This is a genomic window from Rheinheimera baltica DSM 14885 (assembly GCF_000425345.1).
Classification (GTDB): domain Bacteria; phylum Pseudomonadota; class Gammaproteobacteria; order Enterobacterales; family Alteromonadaceae; genus Alishewanella; species Alishewanella baltica.
Genome location: NZ_AUDG01000061.1, coordinates 1 through 21,645 on the forward strand (window position 1 = coordinate 1; position 21,645 = coordinate 21,645).

24 protein-coding genes are annotated in these 21,645 nt (G+C 45.2%); 15 read left to right on the forward strand and 9 right to left on the reverse strand.

What is annotated here, in order from left to right; translation table 11 throughout:
- The first annotated feature begins 507 nt into the window (after positions 1-507).
- Both H595_RS0116470 and trmA read left to right on the forward strand, forming a co-directional pair.
- The gene (locus H595_RS0116470) at positions 508-996 is read left to right on the forward strand and encodes an RNA recognition motif domain-containing protein (RefSeq protein WP_027672188.1); all 489 of its coding nucleotides are present in this window, start codon (positions 508-510) and stop codon (positions 994-996) included.
- A gap of 129 nt (positions 997-1,125) precedes the next feature.
- Positions 1,126-2,214: a tRNA (uridine(54)-C5)-methyltransferase TrmA gene (gene trmA, locus H595_RS0116475; protein ID WP_027672189.1), complete on the forward strand. Its 1,089-nt coding sequence runs from the start codon at positions 1,126-1,128 to the stop codon at positions 2,212-2,214.
- Here trmA and fabR read toward each other — a convergent pair.
- Complete coding sequence (gene fabR, locus H595_RS0116480; protein ID WP_027672190.1) at positions 2,211-2,819, reverse strand: HTH-type transcriptional repressor FabR; 609 nt, start codon at positions 2,817-2,819, stop codon at positions 2,211-2,213. The two genes, trmA and fabR, sit on opposite strands and share 4 nt — an antisense overlap.
- A gap of 98 nt (positions 2,820-2,917) precedes the next feature.
- Between fabR and H595_RS0116485 the strand changes: the two genes are divergently transcribed.
- The 3 genes from H595_RS0116485 (at position 2,918) to H595_RS0116495 (ending at position 7,041) form a co-directional block, all read left to right on the forward strand.
- Entirely contained in the window at positions 2,918-4,036 is a 1,119-nt protein-coding gene (locus H595_RS0116485; protein WP_027672191.1) for a fatty acid desaturase, read from the forward strand.
- Positions 4,037-4,124: 88 nt separating this feature from the next.
- Positions 4,125-5,549 carry a Si-specific NAD(P)(+) transhydrogenase gene (gene sthA / locus H595_RS0116490; protein ID WP_027672192.1) on the forward strand — a complete coding sequence of 475 codons (1,425 nt, stop codon included), beginning with the start codon at positions 4,125-4,127 and terminating at the stop codon, positions 5,547-5,549.
- A gap of 127 nt (positions 5,550-5,676) precedes the next feature.
- Positions 5,677-7,041, forward strand: coding sequence for an energy transducer TonB (locus H595_RS0116495; protein WP_027672193.1), 1,365 nt, complete (start codon positions 5,677-5,679; stop codon positions 7,039-7,041).
- A 33-nt stretch (positions 7,042-7,074) separates the two neighbouring features.
- On the opposite strand, the gene hemE is transcribed toward H595_RS0116495, so the two are convergent.
- On the reverse strand, positions 7,075-8,154 hold the full coding sequence (gene hemE / locus H595_RS0116500) for a uroporphyrinogen decarboxylase (RefSeq protein ID WP_027672194.1): 1,080 nt from the start codon (positions 8,152-8,154) through the stop codon (positions 7,075-7,077).
- 292 nt (positions 8,155-8,446) lie between these two features.
- On the reverse strand, positions 8,447-9,241 hold the full coding sequence (gene nudC, locus H595_RS0116505; RefSeq protein WP_027672195.1) for an NAD(+) diphosphatase: 795 nt from the start codon (positions 9,239-9,241) through the stop codon (positions 8,447-8,449).
- Positions 9,242-9,387: 146 nt separating this feature from the next.
- On the opposite strand from nudC, the gene H595_RS0116510 reads away from it, so the two are divergent.
- Entirely contained in the window at positions 9,388-9,873 is a 486-nt protein-coding gene (locus H595_RS0116510; RefSeq protein WP_027672196.1) for an Rsd/AlgQ family anti-sigma factor, read from the forward strand.
- Positions 9,874-9,927: 54 nt separating this feature from the next.
- On the opposite strand, the gene fkpA is transcribed toward H595_RS0116510, so the two are convergent.
- Positions 9,928-10,671: an FKBP-type peptidyl-prolyl cis-trans isomerase gene (gene fkpA, locus H595_RS0116515; RefSeq protein WP_027672197.1), complete on the reverse strand. Its 744-nt coding sequence runs from the start codon at positions 10,669-10,671 to the stop codon at positions 9,928-9,930.
- A 105-nt stretch (positions 10,672-10,776) separates the two neighbouring features.
- Here fkpA and H595_RS0116520 point away from each other — a divergent pair, with 105 nt between their 5' ends.
- Complete coding sequence (locus tag H595_RS0116520; RefSeq protein ID WP_027672198.1) at positions 10,777-11,757, forward strand: WD40 repeat domain-containing protein; 981 nt, start codon at positions 10,777-10,779, stop codon at positions 11,755-11,757.
- Positions 11,744-11,971: a SlyX family protein gene (locus H595_RS0116525; protein ID WP_027672199.1), complete on the forward strand. Its 228-nt coding sequence runs from the start codon at positions 11,744-11,746 to the stop codon at positions 11,969-11,971. Before H595_RS0116520 ends, H595_RS0116525 begins: the two co-directional genes overlap by 14 nt.
- A gap of 205 nt (positions 11,972-12,176) precedes the next feature.
- Here the strand turns inward: H595_RS0116525 and H595_RS0116530 are convergent, their stop codons facing one another.
- Positions 12,177-12,383 (reverse strand): YheV family putative zinc ribbon protein, encoded by a 207-nt coding sequence (locus H595_RS0116530; RefSeq protein ID WP_027672200.1) that lies wholly within the window; start codon positions 12,381-12,383, stop codon positions 12,177-12,179.
- A gap of 104 nt (positions 12,384-12,487) precedes the next feature.
- Here H595_RS0116530 and H595_RS0116535 point away from each other — a divergent pair, with 104 nt between their 5' ends.
- From H595_RS0116535 to H595_RS23925, 3 genes are all read left to right on the forward strand, one after another.
- Positions 12,488-14,395 (forward strand): ATP-binding cassette domain-containing protein, encoded by a 1,908-nt coding sequence (locus H595_RS0116535; RefSeq protein WP_027672201.1) that lies wholly within the window; start codon positions 12,488-12,490, stop codon positions 14,393-14,395.
- Positions 14,388-14,885, forward strand: a complete 498-nt coding sequence (locus H595_RS0116540; RefSeq protein ID WP_051219956.1) for a TIGR02444 family protein — start codon at positions 14,388-14,390, stop codon at positions 14,883-14,885. Before H595_RS0116535 ends, H595_RS0116540 begins: the two co-directional genes overlap by 8 nt.
- Positions 14,886-14,973: 88 nt before the next feature.
- Positions 14,974-15,120, forward strand: a complete 147-nt coding sequence (locus H595_RS23925; RefSeq protein WP_084153626.1) for a DUF3149 domain-containing protein — start codon at positions 14,974-14,976, stop codon at positions 15,118-15,120.
- A gap of 14 nt (positions 15,121-15,134) precedes the next feature.
- Here the strand turns inward: H595_RS23925 and H595_RS0116550 are convergent, their stop codons facing one another.
- Together H595_RS0116550 and H595_RS0116555 are read right to left on the reverse strand one after the other, a co-directional pair.
- The gene (locus H595_RS0116550; RefSeq protein WP_027672203.1) at positions 15,135-15,989 is read right to left on the reverse strand and encodes a class I SAM-dependent methyltransferase; all 855 of its coding nucleotides are present in this window, start codon (positions 15,987-15,989) and stop codon (positions 15,135-15,137) included.
- Positions 15,986-17,404, reverse strand: a complete 1,419-nt coding sequence (locus tag H595_RS0116555) for an FAD-binding oxidoreductase (RefSeq protein WP_027672204.1) — start codon at positions 17,402-17,404, stop codon at positions 15,986-15,988. The genes H595_RS0116550 and H595_RS0116555 overlap by 4 nt, the downstream gene beginning before the upstream one ends.
- 119 nt (positions 17,405-17,523) lie before the next feature.
- Between H595_RS0116555 and H595_RS22630 the strand changes: the two genes are divergently transcribed.
- Positions 17,524-18,264 (forward strand): helix-turn-helix domain-containing protein, encoded by a 741-nt coding sequence (locus tag H595_RS22630; protein WP_037055110.1) that lies wholly within the window; start codon positions 17,524-17,526, stop codon positions 18,262-18,264.
- 5 nt (positions 18,265-18,269) lie between these two features.
- On the opposite strand, the gene fdxA is transcribed toward H595_RS22630, so the two are convergent.
- Entirely contained in the window at positions 18,270-18,596 is a 327-nt protein-coding gene (gene fdxA / locus H595_RS0116565; RefSeq protein ID WP_027672205.1) for a ferredoxin FdxA, read from the reverse strand.
- Positions 18,597-18,767: 171 nt separating this feature from the next.
- On the opposite strand from fdxA, the gene H595_RS0116570 reads away from it, so the two are divergent.
- Positions 18,768-20,390 (forward strand): NAD(P)/FAD-dependent oxidoreductase, encoded by a 1,623-nt coding sequence (locus H595_RS0116570; RefSeq protein WP_027672206.1) that lies wholly within the window; start codon positions 18,768-18,770, stop codon positions 20,388-20,390.
- Between the two features lie 5 nt (positions 20,391-20,395).
- Positions 20,396-21,184, forward strand: a complete 789-nt coding sequence (locus tag H595_RS0116575) for a CLCA_X family protein (protein ID WP_027672207.1) — start codon at positions 20,396-20,398, stop codon at positions 21,182-21,184.
- A gap of 8 nt (positions 21,185-21,192) precedes the next feature.
- Here the strand turns inward: H595_RS0116575 and H595_RS23930 are convergent, their stop codons facing one another.
- Positions 21,193-21,417, reverse strand: a complete 225-nt coding sequence (locus H595_RS23930) for a diguanylate cyclase domain-containing protein (protein WP_084153628.1) — start codon at positions 21,415-21,417, stop codon at positions 21,193-21,195.
- Positions 21,418-21,423: 6 nt separating this feature from the next.
- On the opposite strand from H595_RS23930, the gene H595_RS23935 reads away from it, so the two are divergent.
- A partial coding sequence (locus H595_RS23935) for a transposase (protein ID WP_156886005.1) occupies positions 21,424-21,645 on the forward strand: 222 nt, incomplete at its 3' end.

Consider the following 21,645-nt stretch of genomic DNA (forward strand, 5'->3'; position numbering starts at 1 on the left):
ACACAGATGATTGATTGCTAATTGTTAAAGAGCGTGCTTCGCTTAGAAGCGGGAGGCGTATGTTACACTTCCCAGTTTTTAAGTCAAGCGTGACGATTATTCTTTTTTAAAAACATTCGTCACACCTGACTTTCTTTCCTGTTTCACCGTGTTAAACACCACCGTGAAGCGAGGGCGCCATTTTAGTGATTTAAGCCAGTCTGTCAAGCGTCTTTTTTAAAGATTTTTGCAAACCGTCTTAACTCACCCGAAGCACCCTTACTGCAGCACCCCGTGGCATGGCGCGCATTATAGGGCGTTTTGAAACTCGTGCAAGTGGTAAAATACGAAAAACAAACCTTTAGCGTCTGATTGCCTACAAAATCATCTTTTTGCATATTTTAGCAACAAATATGTGGAAATTGGTTGTCTGTTAATGGTTGCGGTTTATTATCCAACCGCTAAGATAAGGCTGCTTTAAGTTGATAAAGCATTCCGATAAATAGAATAAGTGCTTAGGATGTTATTATGTTACCCACTTTACGTGTTTCTTTGCCGTACACACTAGCGCTCGCTGTGTTAGTTTATTTGGGCTTTACTTTCCTGCCTGTACTTGGGCTTGCTCAGGAAATTCTCGTTGTGATAGGTGTATTGTCGGCTGGCATACTTGTGCCACTGTTAGTAGATGTAAAAGGAAATATTAGTGAACCAAGCTCTGAAGCAAAATCAGTAGCTGAGTATAAAGGTGAAACCACCACTTTATATGTAGGTAATTTACCCTACCGTGCTAACGAAGATGCCGTGAAAGAGTTATTCCAACGTTTTGGCGTTGTTATTAATGTACGTTTAATGAAAGATCGACAAACCGGTCGCCGCAGAGGCTTTGGCTTTGTTGAAGTTGCCGCCAAAGACGGAACTAAGATGATTCAGAAGTTAAATGATTTTAATTTTCAAGAGCGTACCTTAAAGGTACGTGAAGCTAAAGAGCGTCAGGATAACGACGACACGGACGAATAACAGCGTTTAACATCTAAAAAAGGAAGCATTTGCTTCCTTTTTTGTCTTTATAAGCCTCAATTGATATTGAAGGTTGGTTCTGGGTTCAGTCTGGCTTAAAATAGCGGTTTTGATTTGGCAGAGTGATACATGAGCGTAGGTCAGGTTTTCCCAGAGCACTATCCACAACAACTGGCAGATAAGGTATCAAGTGTACAACTGCTACTTAATGACTTTAATCACCCTGAACCAGAAGTGTACCCATCTTCTCCCTCAAACTATCGCTTAAGAGCAGAGTTTAGAATTTGGCATGATGCCGATGACATCTACCATGCGATGTTTGATCCACAAAGCCGAGACAAGGTTCGTATAGATCACTTCCCTGTGGCTTGTAAAACAATCGCAGACTTCATGCCAGTGTTATTAAAGCATATTCAGTTTAATCATGAGTTACGATATAAATTGTATCAAGTAGATTACCTTGCCACTCTTTCAGGTGAGTTACTTGTGTCACTTATTTATAAACGACCTCTCACCAACAGTTGGCTGGATCAAGCAAAGCAGCTCACTGACACACTGGCAGATAACTATAACGTGAAGTTTATTGGCCGTTCGCGCAAGCAAAAACTTATGGTAAGCACCGATTACGTTACAGAACAGTTTGATTTAGATGGACAGGTTTTACAGTATCAGCAAGTAGAGGGCAGTTTTACTCAACCAAATGGTAGTGTTAACCTGAAAATGCTTACCTGGGCAAAAGGCATTGCAGCTGGATTATCCGGTGATCTATTAGAGCTTTATTGTGGTAACGGTAATTTCTCTATCGCGCTTACGCCTTTTTTTGACAACGTTGTTGCAACTGAAATATCTCGCACTTCCATTAAATCGGCGCAGTATAATATTAGCTTGAATAATGTGAGCAACTTACAAGTGCTACAAATGTCTGCTGAAGATGTATCAGCTGCATTACAACAAGGAAGCAAGCTTAAGCACATTGATTTAGCCAATATGAATCTCAATACCGTATTGGTTGACCCGCCACGCGCAGGCTTAGACTCCGATACCGTGCAATTAGTAAGTCAGTTTAAAGATATTATTTATATTTCCTGTAACCCCGAGACATTAGCTCAAAACTTAACAACATTAACGACAACGCATGACATTGTAAAATTAGCGGTGTTTGATCAATTCCCTTATACCCATCACATTGAAACGGGTGTTTGGCTGAGTAAACGTTAGTCTTTTAATTTACGGCCGTAACTGGATGCACCATGGGCCAGCCAGCGCAACTGGGTAATTGTGCGGCTGGTCAAATAAGCATATTGATCTGCAGGCGCATCTAAGGCATCTGCTCCGGTATGAAAGACTAAGGTAACCATTGCTTCTGCCTGCGCTCTGGCTAAGCCGTCCGGGCAGGTTGTTTCTTTACGAAGATACTCGGCCAGTTCTGCAACAAAATGTTGTATCTCTCTGGCTACAGCACTTCTAAAAGCAGCAGAGGTGCCTGACCTCTCTCGTAACAATAAACGAAAAACATTACTGTGCCCGGTAACAAACTCCATAAAGGTTTCAATAGATGTACGGATCACACTACCATTTTTCTCTATGCGCTGCCGTGCCTGACGCATTAACTGTCGAAGCATTAAACCCGCCTCATCTACCAACGTAAGTCCAAGCTCATCCATATCTGAGAAATGGCGATAAAATGAAGTAGGCGCTATCCCAGCTTCTCTGGCAACTTCACGTAAACTCAGGCTGGCAAAACTTTTGTCAGCACTAAGTTGAGAAAACGCTGCATTAATTATCGCTCGCCGCGTACGCTCTTTTTGTTCTGCTCTGGACACGGATATCCCTTTTTTCACCGTAAAGCTTTACTTTATACCTTGACCGGAATAATTCGGCCAGTAGAATGAGCGAACACTTGTAAGCTAAGCGGCCCTATATGAAACAAGCACCGATTATCTGGACGAACGTCCTAGTGTTCTCTATTACCACCTTGGTTGCTGCCATCGGCGTACCATGGTACGCATTCACAATTGGCTTCGGTTGGGCCGAAGTCATAGCTACTATTATATGCTTAGGTTACTGCGGAATGTCCATCACAGCGGGATATCATAGGTTATGGGCACATAAAACCTATGATGCACATCCAGCACTACAATGGTTATATGCAATTGGGGGCGCTTTCGCACTGCAAAACAGCGCTTTACACTGGTCGGCAGATCACCGTGTACACCATCGCCACGTTGATCATAATGACAAAGACCCTTACTCTGCAGGACGAGGCTTTTGGTATAGCCATATTGGGTGGATGCTGCGTGATAATTCTGAAGTAAATAAAACTGACTATAATAATGTCCGTGACTTACAGAAAAACCCCATTGTTATGTGGCAACACCGTAATTATCTGTGGTTAACTATTTCAACCAATTTTGGTATCCCGTTGATATTGGGCGTTGTCAGCGGGAATATATTAGGCATGCTGTTATCTGCCGGTTTTCTTCGGTTAGTGTTAAGCCATCATTTTACCTTTTTTATTAATTCTCTCGCTCACATATGGGGAAAGCAGCCCTATACAGATCAAAATTCCGCTAGAGATAATGGCTTTCTTGCTTTATTAACCTACGGCGAAGGCTACCATAACTTTCATCATATATTTGAGTCTGACTATCGCAATGGCGTGAAGTGGTATCAATTTGATCCAACAAAGTGGTTTATTAAAACAGCGTCATGGCTGGGTCTAACCCATAATCTTCGCATAGTACCTGAAGAACGTATTGAGCAAGCGAAAGCTAAAATGCAACTTCAGCGCGCCATAGCAAACGTAAGTAAAAGACCCAACGCAGAGCAGCTGTTGCAAGTGCTCGAACACGAATATGAATTGCTATTAGCAAGAATGCAGGATTACTACCAGCTGAAGAAACAACTGTTGCGACAACGTAAAGAGGAATTAGTTGCGCAATACCAAGCTGCAGACTTTAAAGTGCGTTATCGGGAATTTAAACACCATATGCAGATACAGCAACAACACTGGCAACGACTCGTTACAGCATTTAGTTAACAGTAAAAAAGAGCCTTCAGTCTCTTTTTTTGTGGCTGATACCTGATATGCTCAAAGTAACTGCAGTAATAACAGTGAGAATAGTTGCGTGAGCGGAAAGAAGACGTTACCGAAAAAAAACAACTTTGATTTTGATGCTATTGTGATTGGCACTGGGCCAGGAGGTGAAGGTGCCGCTATGTACCTGGCCAAAAGTGGTTTAACAGTAGCTGCGGTTGAACGTTATCAGTCGGTTGGCGGTGGTTGTACTCATTGGGGAACCATACCCTCAAAAGCGTTACGTCACTCAGTAAGCCGCCTAATTGAATTTAAAGAAAATCCATTATTCCAGCTAGATGATCAACATACCAAACTTACCTTCTCTCAAATTTTAAAGCATGCAGCAGGTGTCATTCGTAAGCAGGTTCGTTTAAGAACAGGTTTTTATGACAGAAACCAGGTTAAGTTATATCAGGGTGAGGCTAGATTCCTCGATAAAAATACCTTGCGTATCACCAGTGATGACGGCAGTACGTTTGAATTATCAGCAAAGACAATCGTAATTGCCAGCGGGTCAAGACCCTACCGACCAGCAGAAGTAGACTTCTCTCATAGCCGTATCTATGATTCTGATACAATTTTATCGCTACAACACGACCCCAAGCATATTATTATATATGGGGCAGGAGTTATTGGTTGTGAGTATGCGTCTATCTTCCGCGGCTTAGGCGTAAGAGTGGATTTGGTTAATACCCGTGACAGATTATTGTCTTTTATGGATACCGAGATATCAGACTCGTTGAGCTACCATTTCTGGAACTCTGGCATGACCATTCGCCATGGCGAAGAATTCGACCGTATCGAAGGTACCGATGACGGCGTTGTATTACATTTAAAGTCTGGCAAAAAAATGAAGGCTGATTGCTTTTTGTTTGCCAATGGTCGTACCGGCAATACTGACATGCTAAATCTTGCGTCAGTGGAACTTCAATCTGACAGCCGTGGGTTGGTTAAGGTAAATAACAAATACCAAACCAATGTAGAAAATATATATGCGGTTGGCGATGTTATTGGCTATCCCAGCTTGGCAAGCGCTGCTTACGATCAAGGCCGATTAGCTGGCGAAGCCATTGTGAAGGGTAATCTTGATGGCCACCTTATCGCTGACATTCCTGCTGGTATATACACCATCCCAGAAATGAGCTCGGTAGGTAAAACAGAGCAGGAGTTGACGGCAGCCAAAATTCCGTATGAAGTAGGCAGGGCGCAATTTAAGCACTTAGCACGTGCTCAAATAGCAAATACCAATGTTGGCAGTTTAAAACTGCTGTTCCACCGTGACACGCTAGAAATTTTGGGAATTCATTGTTTTGGTGAACGCGCTGCAGAAATTGTCCATATTGGGCAAGCCATTATGATGCAGAAAAATGGCGGAAACACCTTAGAGTATTTTGTTCATACCACTTTCAACTATCCTACAATGGCCGAGGCTTATCGGGTAGCGGCTCTAAATGGGCTAAACCGGCTTTTTTAGGTAACACATTGATATTAATAAAGATAATAAACAGTTATTTGCTGCAACATTTATTTTTGTTTTGCTTGATAAATCGTTGTAAACTCAAATACATAATAATTAAATAAAACGTTTTTTGGAGTTATCTATGGTACAGCTTCGGTACAGTTTGATGCTGTTGTGGTGCGCGCTATCATGGCAAGCTCATGCGGATTTCCCCACGGCAAAAAGCCTGTTCGAGCAGCAGGAATATGCCCTGGCAAAACCTCAGTTAGAAACCTTGGCTGAATTGGGTCACCTGGAAGCCCAGTTTTTAATGTCACGGATGTACGCTGAAGGACTGGGCGTTGAACCCGATGTTAATCTGGCATATGCGTGGGCATTGATTGCGCGAGAACGCAATCATCCGCTTGCAGAAAAACAGTATAGAGAATTGCGAACGAAGCTACCTTCTCGGATGGAAGGTAAGGAAGTATTCACTAGCCTTAATAAACAATTTGGTAAAGATGCATTAGACGGCAATCTATATCCCACGGCTAATCGTTATGTAGTAAAAAATAACCGCGTCAAAGTTATTAGCCAGCAAGATCCCGAATTCCCCAACTATTTCGAGAGAGCGGGCGTATCCGCTTGGGCTGTTGTACATTACGATATTACAGAAGACGGTATAACAGATAATATCAACATTGTTGCATCCTTCCCCGTTGATGCAATCACTGAATATGTGAAGGAAGCCGTACAAAGTTGGCGCTTTGAGCCGCCTAAAGACATCTACGGAGATGCTATAAGGTTGGAAATGCAGTCGCATACTTTCCAAATTAAAGCGTCCTCTGGTAGTAAATCTCGTAAATTTGATAGAGAGAACGAGGAATATCTAGCAGCAATACTAGCAGCCGCAAAGGCAGAGTCGGCTAAGTATCAGTATCTTTATGGGCTTTTGATAGAGAATAGAATCGTGACTGACACCGATGCGTTATCTTGGTATCTGCAAGCGGCAATAAATGGGTATCCTCAAGCCCAATATAAACTTGCCCAATGTCTTGTATCTGGCAACGGTTGTGATCGGGACCAAAATAAGGCAGTAAATTGGCTGGCAATATCGGCAGACAGTGGCGATCCGAAAGCTGCCTATTTGTTGGCGCAGGAATTACTCGACAGCAACAATGTAAATTACAATCCTCGTAAAGCAGCTGGTTATCTGGAAGTTGCCGCGCTGAAGGAATATATGCCTGCTATTGCTGAGTACGCGGCATTACTTGCTATGTCTGACGACCCAACACTTCACGACCCGCAAAAAGCGATTAGATTGGCGGAGCAAGGGCGGACTATTGACGCTAATAATCCAAATTTATTGTCAACGCTAGGGGTTGCCTTTATTGAACTAGGGCAACAAGGACGTGGTGAGTCAATGCTACGTCAAGCAGTAGAAGAAGCCAGAAAAAGAAACTGGACTATAGAGAACTTTGAAGACCTACTGGCTGACTACCAAACGGCTGCAGCTGACAATAACTAAAAAAACACCCCGGCTTTGCCGGGGTTTGTTTATTTATTCGGTAATCTCTGAGCTCATATGGTACATACGGCTGAATGAGTGTACCGCATCAATAAATACACTCACCCGTTCAGGATCTACGTCTGGTGTTATACCATGACCTAAATTAAACACGTGTCCAGAGCCTTGGCCAAAACCGTCTAATATCATTTGAACTTCTTGCCTAATTCGTTCAGGAGAGCCTAATAATATAGATGGGTCCATATTTCCTTGCAGTGCAACTTGGTTACCAACTCTGGCCTTCGCATCACCAATATTAATGGTCCAATCCAAACCCAGCGCATCACAGCCTGTATTGGCTATTGCTTCAAGCCACATTCCGCCGTTTTTAGTAAACAATGTGACAGGGACTTTACGTCCATCAGCTTCGCGAGTTAAACCATCAACAATCTGCTGCATATAGCCTAGCGAAAACTCTTGATAGTCGCGCGGCGTTAATACGCCTCCCCAAGTATCGAAAATCATCACAGATTGCGCGCCTGCAGCAATTTGTGCATTAAGATAAAGCACTACACTCTGGGCTAGTTTATCTAACAACAAATGCAGACTTTCCGGCTCACTGAACATCATTTTTTTTATGATGCCAAATGTCTTACTACTACCGCCTTCAACCATATAAGTAGCCAGTGTCCAAGGACTACCAGAGAAACCGATCAAAGGGACACTACCATCTAACTCACGTCGAATCGTACGTACAGCATCCATTACATACCGTAACTCTTGTTCTGGATCAGGTACTGGCAAGTTAACAATATCGATAAAATCGCGCACCGGTCGCTGAAATTTTGGCCCTTCACCCTCACCAAAATACAAACCCAGCCCCATTGCATCCGGAATGGTTAAAATATCACTAAATAAAATTGCAGCATCCAGCGCATAGCGTCTTAATGGTTGCAATGTCACCTCACATGCCAGCTCAGGGTTTTTACAAAGTGACATAAAATCACCAGCCACTGCCCGCGTAGCACGATATTCCGGCAAATAACGGCCCGCTTGGCGCATCATCCATACCGGCGTGCGATCTACCGGTTGTTTTAATAAAGCCCTGAGATACCGATCATTTTTGAGTTGCATAGTTTGCCCGCCATTCACAAAATTGTAGTCATTTTAGCATCGTGTCAGCGCTGCGCCTATATTTTCACTGTAAATGCTATGTTCAGGTTTTTTGTGTTCATTGCTTGTCTTCAATAATGACATCTGCTATAACATCCCTGCGCTAGTGAAGAATAACAAGTAAGAAGCTCGTTTTAACGGGACCTTGATACAGTTTAGTTAAGCCACATTATGTGGCTTTTTTATTGTCTGCCATCCATGCCACAAACCACTAAGGCAAGTCCCTAGCATTGCAAAAATCTCTGAAAGATTTTTATTTGCCTGCTCTTTGCTTTATCTGAGCAATTATTTGCCCAGATAGCGTTTGCAGGGGAGGTACTTCAGGTAAGTCATCAAGCGCAAACCAGTCTGCCTCTTCAATTTCTTGCGGTTGACAAACAATATCTCCAGCCACGTAATCCGCAATAAAGCCGGTCATTAAAGAATATGGAAAAGGCCAGGGTTGGCTGCCAACGTATTGCAAATTGGTAATATCGACACCTACTTCTTCTTTCACTTCACGTATTGCTGCTTGTTCCAACGTTTCTGCCGATTCAACAAAACCAGCCAATATAGAGAAAAAACCAATACGGTGCCGACTTGATCGTGCCAATAAGATTTTGTCATCTTTTACGATACCCACCAGTACACAAGGTGCAATACGCGGATAGCAACGATGCCCACACTTATTACATAGTGCAGCCAATTCCCAGTTGACCAAAGCCATTGCACTACCACATTGGCCACAAAAACGGTGTGTTTGCAAAAATAGTGCAACCTGCACCGCTCTGGCAGCAAACTGAAACAGCTCCTCCTCCATATTCAAAAATTCTCGTGCAGATACCCACTCATCTTCATTAGCGATATGATCGTGATTAATAAGCAAATACACTTCTTCAGCCCCTCGCCGGCCCAACCAACATATCTGCTCAGGCTCAGCTGACAAATTTAAACTGCCATATTCACCCTGGGGAAGTTGACCAACGGCATTTAACCAAATGCGGCCACGGTTAATAACAAACCACAGTCCCTGCTGATTCGGCCTTAAACTAATACTATGTTTGATCATAAGTGCTTCTCTGAGGTAACCTGTCAAGATTGGCTATCATAATGCCGTTCACAGAGCTGACCAATAAAAAAACGGTTGATCTTTGCTGCGAAATTCATTTAATTAGACATTACAGCAGCATGGTCGCTGCACCTAAGGAGAAGGCAATGTACACTCGTGTGCATACAGCGCGACAAAAATGGGGTGGCTCACTTACCGCCATCGACAACTGGTTGGATGAGCGTCAACAGCTTATTGTAAGTTACTGTAAACTTGCTGCCCTGCCACCATTTGACAACAAACGTACCACCTTACCAGATCAAGCAGCTGTGCAGTCTTTTTGTCAGTTATTAGTTGATTATCTGTCTGCAGGGCATTTCGAAGTGTACGAACGTATCGTATCGGAGTGTGCCGTAAATGGTACTGACAGCAGAAAGCTAGCAGACAGCTTATATCCTAAGATAGCGATATCAACCGATTTAGCGCTAAACTTTAATGATTTGTACGCGGATCATCTTAGTACCCGACATAGTGGCGCCTTTGATCGTGAATTATCGGAACTGGGCCAGGCGCTGGAGGATCGCTTCGAATATGAAGATCAATTAATCGATACGTTATACGAAAAGCATACCGATACCACAGTTTCTATGTAGTATTCGGGCAATAAAAAAGCGGCTGACGCCGCTTTTACTATTTTTACAAACTTATTATTGCGCTTCAGCTGGAGCTGTCTCAACAATTTCCAGTAATTCAACTTCAAACACCAACACGCTGTTAGGCTTAATTACGCCCATATCACGTTCGCCGTAAGCTAGTTCAGCTGGGATAGTGAATTTAAAGCGAGACCCTACATTCATTAACTGTACGCCTTCAGTCCAGCCAGCGATAACGCGATTTAACGGGAACTGAGCAGGTTCACCACGGTCAACCGAGCTATCAAATTTGGTGCCATCAGTTAACGTACCGGTGTAATGTACTTTTACCGTATCAGTTGCTGCTGGTTTAGCACCTTCAGCCGCTTGTAGCACTTCATACTGTAAGCCTGATTCTGTTACCGTAACGCCTTCTTTCTTAGCATTTTCTTCTAAGTAAGTCTTACCAGCTTCAATAGCTTTTGCTGCTTCAGCTTCAACCATAGCGGTTTGTTTTTCACGGAACTTTTCTTCCAGCGCAGTCATCATAGCCTGCACCTCTTCATCCGACAGTGAAGCTTTATTAGCCACGGCGTCTTGTACGCCACGTAAAATTAATTCGCGATCTACAGTCAAACCCAACTTGCTATAGTCTTCCAGTGTGCTGTCCAAATAACGGCCTACAGACACACCTAAACTATAAGATTGTTTTGCTTCATCAGTGTCTAGTACGGCAGGTTTCTGCTCTGCTTCTTTTTGACAGGCAGCAAGAGTCATAACGGCCATGGCGACCAGAGACATTTTTGTAACTAAGCGCATTCGGTTCTCCAATATTTACGCAGCCACGCTGCAAAAGTATGTTTTAATAGTGTCCAATGAACTGGCCTATACTAACGGTTTGTGCTCTGGAGGTTAACACCCGACATGAAATATCCTGCTTTTTTTCTGCTATTACTGCTAACGAGTTGTGAAAAACTCAATTCAGAAGCCCCCTTGCAACAATTTCCGCATGTTGCTCAAGGGAGTTACGCGGCAGCACTATCAGATGATGGCCAATTTGCTGCAGTGTCTTCTATTCAAGATGGTGTAGCACTGTGGGATGTAAAAAATAATGCGTTAAAATTTCAGTGGAAGCATCAGGATAATGCCGAAAATTTAGTCTTTAGTCTGGCTATTAGCCACAATAACAGTCACGTCTTTACTGCTGACCAAAATACCTATGCGCTGTGGAGTATAGCAACAGGCAAAAACCAGGGTTTTTGGCAGCTTGACGCGGCAACTGTGCGGGATATAGCTGTGTCTGACAACGGGGCTCATCTTCTCATTGGTAAAAGTAATGGCGGCGTACAACATATTACGCTCGCATCCGGCAGGCGGTTGGAGTTTTTAGGCCATACCGAACGCATTAACAGTGTCGCGATGTCTCCGAATGGCCGCTATGCACTAACAGGCGGAAATGATTATAAAGCTCACTTGTGGGACACCCAAAGCGCGCAGATTATTTACAGCTTTAGCCACCCAAGCCGGGTTACCAAGGTAGCGTTAGATCCACAAGGGCGTTATGCCTTTACCGCTGACAGCCAAAACTTGGCGCAAATTTGGGATATCCAAACCGGCAAGTTGGTTAGTGCTTTACAGTTTAACGCCCGGCAACAAGTATTTAGTGCGGTTAATTTCAGTGCAGACGGCAAATACCTGGCAACAGGCGCACCAACGCGTAAGTTGGCTTTATGGGATGTACAAACCGGTCTGGAACTACAACAATGGCAAGTATCTGTAAGGCCTGATAGCCGCCCTGCCAGTGCTGTAGTGCATGCCGTGAGCTTTTTAAACAACAATCAACTTATTAGCGAAAGCTCCAGTGGCATAGCCGAAGTATGGGAGATTAAACATGACAGCAAATGAGAAAGACCTGCAGCTACACATTGTAGAGTTGGAAAACAAACTGGCCTTTCAGGAAGATACGGTTAATTGCCTGAGCAATGAACTGTTGGAGCACCAGAAAAAAATCGAACGCTTACATCAGCAAGTTATGTTACTGGCAGAGAAGTTACGTAACTTGCCAGATGATCAAGGCATACTTCGTCCTGAAGAAGAGCCACCACCGCCGCATTATTAATATTTGCATAGATAATGATTAAACAGCCACAGCATTTGCAAAGAAGATAAGCAACGAACAGACGCCCTATGACTCTGGTATGAACTTCATCCCTGAAGTTCTACCATTGGACTATCAGGATTGTGGAAATTGGCTATCTGTTACTTTTCACCGCCCAAGCTTTTACAGAGTAGGGTAATACGGGACATTTACAACAGAGTGCTATTTACTCTGGCTTAAAAACGCCTATAACTTGCTCGGCAGCACGGCTGGCTTTAGATATTTGTGCTTCGGGCTGTACCATCTGATGGCCACATTCAACACATTCTACCTTTTCAACATTGTTTTCCAAGAACAACATCATCGTGTCCACAGCTTTGCATTTTGGACAGCTTGCGCCAGCTATAAAGCGTTTCTTTTTACGTATTGTCATTGTATTCACCATCCGTTCGTCGCAGCTATTTTACAGGCCAAGCCTTGGTTTGTTAGCCTTATACGGTTAAATTAGCAGCCTAATTCAGTATTACAGGTAAAAGCATGATTCAGTTACAGCAGGTTGAACTGCGCCGCGGCCCACAGGCCTTATTTAGCAACGCCGATCTTACCGTATTTCCAGGACAAAAAGTGGGAATAATTGGTGCTAATGGTTGCGGTAAGTCCAGCTTGTTTGCCATGTTGCTTGGAAAACTGCATGCCGATGCCGGCAACATTAATATTCCAGAACGTTGGGTCATCTCTACTGTTGCACAAGAAACACCGGCGCTGGACTGCAGCGCCATGGATTATGTTTTACAAGGCGATGAAAAGCTGTTCCCGTTGCTATTAAAAGCCCGAAGCCAGTGTAGTGAAAGTGATTTAGCCACAGTACATTTGCAAATAGAAGCGTTGGATGGCTATCGGGCAGAAGCAAAAGCCGGCATTCTGCTCGATGGCCTTGGTTTTAGCGGTGATGCTCAGCAGAAAGCTGTAAAGTCATTCTCCGGCGGTTGGCGCATGCGCTTAAACCTGGCCAAAGCATTAATGCAGCGTGCTGAATTACTGTTATTGGACGAGCCAACAAACCACCTCGATTTAGATGCCGTGCTGTGGTTGGAGAAGTACCTGAGTAATTATCAGGGCACCTTGTTGCTTATAAGCCATGACCGCGATTTTCTTGATGCAGTAACCGATAACATCGTGCATATCGAGCGACAAACCTTAACGTTATACAAGGGCAACTACAGTCAATTTGAACGTCAGCGTGCTGAACAATTATCACAACATCAGGCTAATTTTGATAAACAACAACGGCAAGTCGCACATCTGCAAAAATTTATCGACCGTTTTAAGGCGCAGGCAACCAAAGCCCGGCAAGCACAAAGCCGGATAAAAGCGCTGGAACGAATGACGATACTGGCGCCAGCCCATGTTGATTCCCCCTTTAGTTTTAGTTTTCGCGAGCCAAAATCGCTGCCAAACCCGCTGCTGAAAATGGAAAATGTGCAGGCTGGTTATGCAGATCACGTCATTTTAAGTCAGATTAAGTTTCAACTACTCCCTGGCAGCCGTATCGGTTTGTTAGGGCGCAATGGTGCCGGTAAATCTACCCTAATTAAACTGCTGTCGGGCAGCATGCAGCCGCAAAGCGGGGATATCTGGTATGCCAATGGCGTAAGCCTGGGGTATTTTGCCCAGCACCAGCTGGAAACCCTGCGCCCGCAAGATTCACCATTGCAGCATTTAGTGCGGCTGGACCCTTTAGTGCCCGAGCAAAAGCTACGTGATTTTCTCGGTGGCTTTGGTTTTCATGGCGACAAAGCACTGGAAGCCTGCGCACCGTTTTCTGGTGGCGAAAAAGCGCGTTTAGTTCTAGCGCTGATTGTCTACCAACGCCCGAACCTGCTGCTACTTGATGAACCGACCAACCACCTTGATTTAGATATGCGCGAAGCCATTGTGATGGCATTGCAGGAGTTTGAAGGCGCTATCGTTATTGTCTCGCACGATCGTCATCTGCTAAGCAGTTGTACTGATGAATTTTACCTTGTAGCCCACGGCCGGGTGGCCCCGTTTGACGGCGATTTAACGGATTATTATCAATGGCTGCAGCAAGATGCCCGGCAAAGCACCAGTAATGCTCAGGTCGATACACCTGCCAGCAGCAATGTTGTTCGTAAAGATCAGAAACGACTGGAAGCCGACTTACGCAATTTACTCAGGCCACTGAAGCAAAAAGTGGAAAAGCTGGAACAGCAGCAGCAAAAGTTGACCGAGCAATTGGCCACTTTCGAACAGCAGTTGGCTGATGCTGATATTTACAGTGCTGAGCGTAAAGCAGAGCTTACTGCTTTGCTCGCCAAACAAGCTACCGCCAGCAGCAGCCTAAGCAGCATTGAAGAAGACTGGTTTATGGCACAGGATGAACTGGAGCAGCAAACCGAGCTGTTCTGGAAAAACAATGGCTGACAGCGGCAACATCATAACAACAGCACCAACCGAGCAACAGCTATGGCAGTTCAGCCTGGCACTGTATCCAAAAGTACAGCCACTCTGTCTGGAGTGGCAGGATAACTTAGGCGTGAATATCAATTTGCTGTTGCTGTTGTGCTATCTGGAGCAACAGCAACTTAGTCTCACTCAGCCGCAACTGTTGCAGCTGACTGCAGAACTTGAGCAATTTAGTCGCCAGTTTACCCAACCATTGCGCGCCTTGCGCCGAAAAAGCCACTTAGCAACGCTCTCACTCACCCAGCAACAGCAGCTAAAACAGACCCTGCTCCAAGCTGAATTAGAACTGGAAAAACTTGAACAACAGCTATTACTGCAGCACTGCCCTGCACTAACTCGTGTTACCTCACCACTGCTTGATCACTATCTCGCATTACTTACAGATAACACCATAAGCTATCAGCAGCCTTTATTTGATCTGCGTCAAGCTATCGCCCAACTGGCATAAACCCCTAGCCAATATTTGATCTAAGTCAGTTAATAGTTTACTGCCGTTATCTACACTGAGCATATCAATTTAGTGTGAGGATTTGGCTATGAATATATGGCAGCAGTTTATTAACGACCCGGTAATCTTTATTTCTTTTACCGGCTTAGCCGTTGTAATTGGCTTATGTGCATTTTACGCTATCTACTTTATTTACAAAGTAGAGCACGATACGCCAGACTCGAAGCAAAACTGAGCCTGACGTTAACATTAGGGTACAGACTTTGCAGTGGCATAAAATAATAGCTCGCCCGGACAGGGATCATTGTTTTCCGGTTGCTCAGCAGGCACCAACTGTTGCAGGTTAAACCCCAGATTAACTAACCAACCAGGTAACGCTTGTGGCGTTATACCTGATACGAACCGCTCACCGCTGATTGCCAGCGCCATATCGGCCAACCAGCCCTGCTGTGAAAAGCGGGGCTTGCCATGCTGGTCTAACTGCATCTGACTGGCGACAAGCTGAAGCGGAGCATTCACACTCTGCCGCATTTGCTGTAACAGGTTATTAATTGCCGTCTCTGGCAAGTACATCAGTACACCTTCAGCTAGCATCAGCGTTGGCCGTTCTGCCGAAAACTCGGCAGTATCCGCTAACAGTTGCGCCAGACTGCGACGGCCAAGATCAGCCGCTTTCAAACACAGATTTGGCCGCAATGCATGTAGCTGCCGCAGAACGTCCTGCTTTATATTGATGGTAGCGACTCTGTCAATTTCTACTACCTGTAGTTGCCTGTATTTTGCACTCAACATAGCACCTAACCCATCAAAACCCGCACCAACAATGACTAACTGCTGGGTATTTTGCTGTTCAATTTGTTGTTCAATCCATGACACAATATGCTGTTTTCGCCACCCGTAATGGGCCATAATTCCAGGCAAGCTAAACTGCAACAGGCCAGTGAGTAAAGCTCTGCCACCCCGCCAGCCTTGCAGGGCCAGTAGCACTCGGCCACGCCAGCCACTGCGCTGTAAAACCTGCTTAGCCAGCTGCTGGCTAAGACTATTAGCTGGCGATCCTGGCCAGCACTGGCTGGCACAAATAAGTAAACTGGTATTGCTCATGTTAATTCCTCACTGAACAGCGCACTGTAGTGTTGGTACCAGTTACTTTGAAATCGCAACGCCGGATCGTAGCGACGTTTTTGCCGCAAAAATTCAGCAAACTGTGGATAGCAGGCAAGGACTTGCTGCTTAGTCGCAAAAGGATGATATGTCAGGAAGTAACTGCCCTGATAACGGATGGCAATATCAATTAAGCGCCGAAAATGTGTCGCAGCGATAGCCACAGCCTCAGGCTGATGATCAATATGCAAATTAAAGATGACACAGGCATAGTCTTGCTGCGCCCAGGCCAAAGCTGTTTCAGCATCGCGCCGGATAAACCGCACTGTGCCATAAATTAAATCGACCTTGTGTTGTCGAAAATCTGCCGCACAGTCCGCCATAAATTGTTCCAGCGCCGGTAACGGCACATAAAGCTCGGTAATCATTTCGCTACCGGCACAACCGCGGGCTAACTGTTGGTCTAAGGCTACATGATAATCATCAAGGTAAATACTCAACTGATGACTATCTGACCAGTAGCGCTGATCATTGGATGCCAGATAAAACTCGGAAAAGCGCTTGAAGGCTTCAGCTTTATTCGTATGAGCCAGATACAACAACTGTTGCCAATTGGCTTTACTCAACCTGAGTTGTTGCTTCGCTATCGCGGCTGTCTCTACCGGACGGTAGCAGGAAAATACCCCATGGCGTAAAAAGCCAGCAGAATCAGGAGCAGTCTCAAACTGAAAATCGCCATATAAATATCCAGATGCTTTTCGGTGCGGTAACGCCTCGATCATTTCAGCCAAGCTACACAGCTCAACCTCACGAACAACCTGTTGACGCGGTGCCAATTGCAGGGTTGCGGTGACAACAATACCAAATAAACCATAGCCGCCAACCACTAGCCGGAATAACTCAGCGTTGCTCTGCCGGCTACAATGCAATAGCTCGCCATCAGCATTAACAAACTCAAAGCTAACAACATCCGCTATAAAAGGTGCCATATCCAACCCCCGGCCATGGATATTTGCCGCTATTGCACCGCCAATACTTAAACGATCCGCACCGGTTTGCTTCTGCCTTATACCCCAGGGGTTGGCACAGCCATGTTGCATAACATGCAGTTTACGCATTAAGTCCGGCCATTGAATACCAGCCTGTACGCTGACCTGCCCCAGTTCAGCGTCAAAATGCTGCAACTGATTTAACTTGCTCAGGTCCAGCAGCACACCACCAGTTACAAATTGCTGCCCCCCCATGGCATGCCGGCCACCTGCGACACTTATCATGCTGCCATCTTTATTTGCTTGCTGCACAGCCTTGATTACCTCTGCTATGGTTTCTGGCTGGATACAGCGCTGCATAACTGTTGAATTGAGTTTGGCATGCACATCATTAACCCTGATTACGTGTTCTGGCTTTTGGCACATAAAAATAAGTCCTGCTGCTTGTTTGTGGGCCAACACTAGCTGACAGGCATTACATTATGCTATACAAATAAACAGAGTATTATATTACGCTACCTATGGCGGCAGATAAGGCGACTTTGATGAACCAGACCAGTCAATTGATTACAGCATTAAAGCGCAGCCTTAAAACTAAAGGCATGAGTTATCGTCAGCTCGCCGAGCAACTTCAATTAAGCGAGGCCAGCGTTAAGCGTATATTTGCCCAACAGAATTTTACCCTGAGCCGGCTGGAGCAAATTTGCCGGGTTTTGGATACCAACCTGTATGAACTGGCGAAAAGCAGCACATTGGCAAAGAACAGTCTGCCAAGGCAATTAAGTATGCCGCAGGAGCAGGCGCTTGCAGATGACCCAACGCTACTGACGTATTTGTACCTGCTGTTAAACGGTTGGCAATTTGAAGATATTAATAGCCAGTACCAGCTGGACGAGCTTAAAGGCATCCGGCTGCTGGCCACACTGGACCGCTTGAAATTGATAGAACTTCAGCCTCATAACAAAGTGCGGTTGCTGGTAGCACGCGATATACAATGGCGACTAAATGGCCCGGTGCGACGGCGCTATGAACAGCAGATAAAAATGATGTTTATTGATAATAGTTTTACCGCCCCCGAACATTGGTTACGATTGGAAACAGCCGAGTTATCCAGTGCCTCTATCAGTATTCTGCAGCGCCGCTTAAACCAATTAAGCGAGCAGTTTGCCGAACTGGCAGAGTTAGATATGGCAACCGGGCCAGCAGATAAAAAAGGGGTAGGATTACTGGTAGCATTAAGGCCCTGGGTATTTGATATGGTACTAGCACCACCTGCTAAGCGCTAACCGGGCTATTCCAATTCCAGATATTGCAGTTTATCAGGCACGCCATTCCAACTATCTGCATCAGCAGGCGCCGCTTTAACGTCAATGATATTTGGCCAAACGTCTGCCAATTCAGCGTTAAGCTGAATAAAGCCATGCTGCTCTGGCGGCACCTTATCTTCCTGCACTATGGCATTGGCAGGGCATTCTGGCTCACATAATCCACAATCAATACAAATGGTTGGGCTTATTGCCAGGAAGTTAGGCCCTTCAAAAAATGCATCTACAGGGCATACCGCCACGCAGTCGGTGTATTTACACTTGATGCAATTATCCAGTACCACAAAAGCCATAAAGTCACAGTTTCCAGACGTTTTAAGGTGAGGATCATACTGCAGCACAAAGAAAAATCAAATAGCTGAAAAAACCTTTACGGACAATCAAGCTAGCTTGGCGTAAAATAGCGCCATCTTGTGAGCTACTGGCTTGATGCCAGTATGCAATGACACCGATACGGAACCCTTATGCTGCGTCTTACCGAAATAAAACTGCCGTTAAACCATGACGAAAATGCGATTAATAGCGCCATTGTCGAAAAGCTAAAAATTAAACCGGAGCAATTACACAGCGTTAATGTGTTTAAACGCGGCTTTGACGCCCGCAAAAAAACCGATATTCATCTTATATATACCTTGGATATTGAAGTAGATAACGAAACCGCATTACTGAACAGCTTTGCCAAAGATCAGCATGTTAAGCCAGCACCGGATACCAGCTACAAATTTGTTGCCAAGGCGCCAGCCACGTTAACCGAGCGCCCTATTGTTATTGGTCTTGGCCCCTGTGGCTTATTTGCCGGTTTATTGTTAGCGCAAATGGGCTTTAAACCGATTATTTTAGAGCGTGGCAAAGAAGTACGCGAGCGCACCAAAGACACCTTTGGCTTCTGGCGCGGCAAAGAACTGAACACCGAGTCTAACGTACAGTACGGCGAAGGTGGCGCGGGTACTTTTTCTGATGGCAAGCTGTACAGCCAGGTAAAAGACCCTAAACACTATGGCCGCAAAGTAATGAGCGAGTTTGTTGCTGCCGGCGCACCAGATGAAATTATGTACGTGAGTAAACCGCATATCGGCACCTTTAAACTGGTGGCAATGGTAGAAAAAATGCGGGCTAACATTATTGCCTTAGGCGGCGAAATACGTTTTAGCAGCCGGGTAGATAAACTACACATCGACAATGACCACTTGACAGGTTTAACCCTCTCAAGTGGTGAGCAACTTAACAGCAAACATGTGGTGCTGGCAGTTGGCCACAGTGCGCGGGATACCTTTCAAATGCTGTATGACGAGGGCGTTTATGTCGAAGCTAAACCATTCTCAATTGGTTTTCGCATTGAGCATGAACAATCAATGATTGATGAATGCCGTTTTGGTCCCAACGCCGGTAATCCTATTTTAGGAGCGGCCGACTATAAACTGGTGCATCATTGCAATAATGGCCGCACCGTTTACAGCTTTTGCATGTGTCCGGGCGGTACAGTGGTCGCAGCAGCATCGGAACAAGGCCGTGTTGTTACCAACGGTATGAGCCAGTACTCCAGGCATGAACGCAATGCCAATAGCGCCATCGTGGTGGGTATTGACCCTGAGCGCGATTATCCTGGCCATCCATTGGCAGGTATTGAGTTACAGCGCCAGCTGGAAGCATTGGCCTTTAAACTGGGCGGCGAAAATTATCATGCGCCGGCACAGTTAATTGGTGATTTTTTATCTGGCAAGCCTTCTGCTGAACTGGGTGATGTTAAACCCTCTTATACTCCTGGTATTACACTCACAGACCTAGCACAAGCATTACCTGACTTTGCCGTTACCGCCCTGCGTGAGGCCATACCGGCATTTGATCGACAAATTAAAGGCTTTGCCAAAGCAGACGGTTTACTTACCGGAGTTGAAACCCGCACCTCTTCACCTATTTGTATTAAGCGCGGTGCCGATTATCAAAGTGTTAATATCAAAGGTCTTTATCCTGCGGGCGAAGGCGCAGGTTATGCTGGCGGTATTTTATCAGCCGGTATCGATGGCATTAAAGTAGCCGAAGCGCTGGCATTGGCTATGCTGGATGCCAACAGCGCGCCGTCAGTTTAAAAACTGTGTCCGCCGCACTGCGCAAACAATACTATCGTAACGGCCCGCCACACCGGGCCGGTGCTGATGTCAGCTTTGGTGATTTAGTTAAAATATTTGGTTTTAACAGTATTCATATTGGCCGCTGGGTTAACGCCGCTGAGCAGCAACACGCGGCGAATTTGTTTTTCGATGCGCTTTGTGACCTACAGTTATTGTTGCAAGTGCCTGAACAAGTTATTTCACTCAACGGCAGCCTGGCATTAACTTTCGGCATAGGTGGCCAGCGTGGGGTTTGCGCCCATTACCAGCCACAGGGCCGTATTTTAGCCTTAGCAAAAAATGCCGGCGGCGGTAGTTTGGCCCATGAGTGGTTTCATGCGTTTGATCACTATATCGCCAGCAAATTGTTTCGCCAGCTGCCGCCCGCCAATCAATTTGCTACACGTTGTTGGCTAGAGTCCATACCAGTGCATCCTCATCCATTAAATAACCTGCTTGAGCAAGCGTTTATGGCATTATTCTTATCTGAGGATGGTAAAAGTGAGAGTGCTTTTTTCCGCCATTGTCGACAGCTTGATGAAAAACGCCAGCAACTGTATTTGGCCATGCCAGAAGAAATAGCAGCACGCGCTTTTGAAAAAGTGCTTCAGTGCCAACCTGTTAAAAATAGCTTTTTAGTCGCGGGCACCTTAAAAAGCGAGGCTGCCAAATTGGGGATATACCCTGATGAACATATCACTACAACGCTAAGTACGTTGTGGCTACGTTATTTTCAACACTTAGGTCAGAGCTTACGCAAAAAGACGATTTAGCGCCGACACTAGCGTGTTTCAATCCTCCCAGCACTAAGCACAACCTGGTTACCACCAGCATTTTTTGCCAAATACATCGCATTATCCGCACAGGCTATTAAGGTTTTAGCGGTGGCACCGTGCTGTGGATATAAAGCTACACCAATACTAGGGCTTGTTGATCTTTCGAGATGGATTATTAGACAGCATGATGGGCTGGTACAATTACTTTCGCCAAAAACTAACCATGACAACCCATCATGCCAAGGACAATGTTAACAGACGAGTGCTGGTCAAAGCTAATCAGATTGATGCTTAAAACAGGCCGCATTTATGACAAACCGGAACACAGAAATACTTTCGAAGGCATTTTGTACCGGATGCGGGTCGGTTGCCCATGGCGCGATGTGCCAGAAACTTTTGGAGATTGGAGCGCCATCTACCGGCGTTTTAACTTGTGGTCTAAAAAAGGCATTCTGATG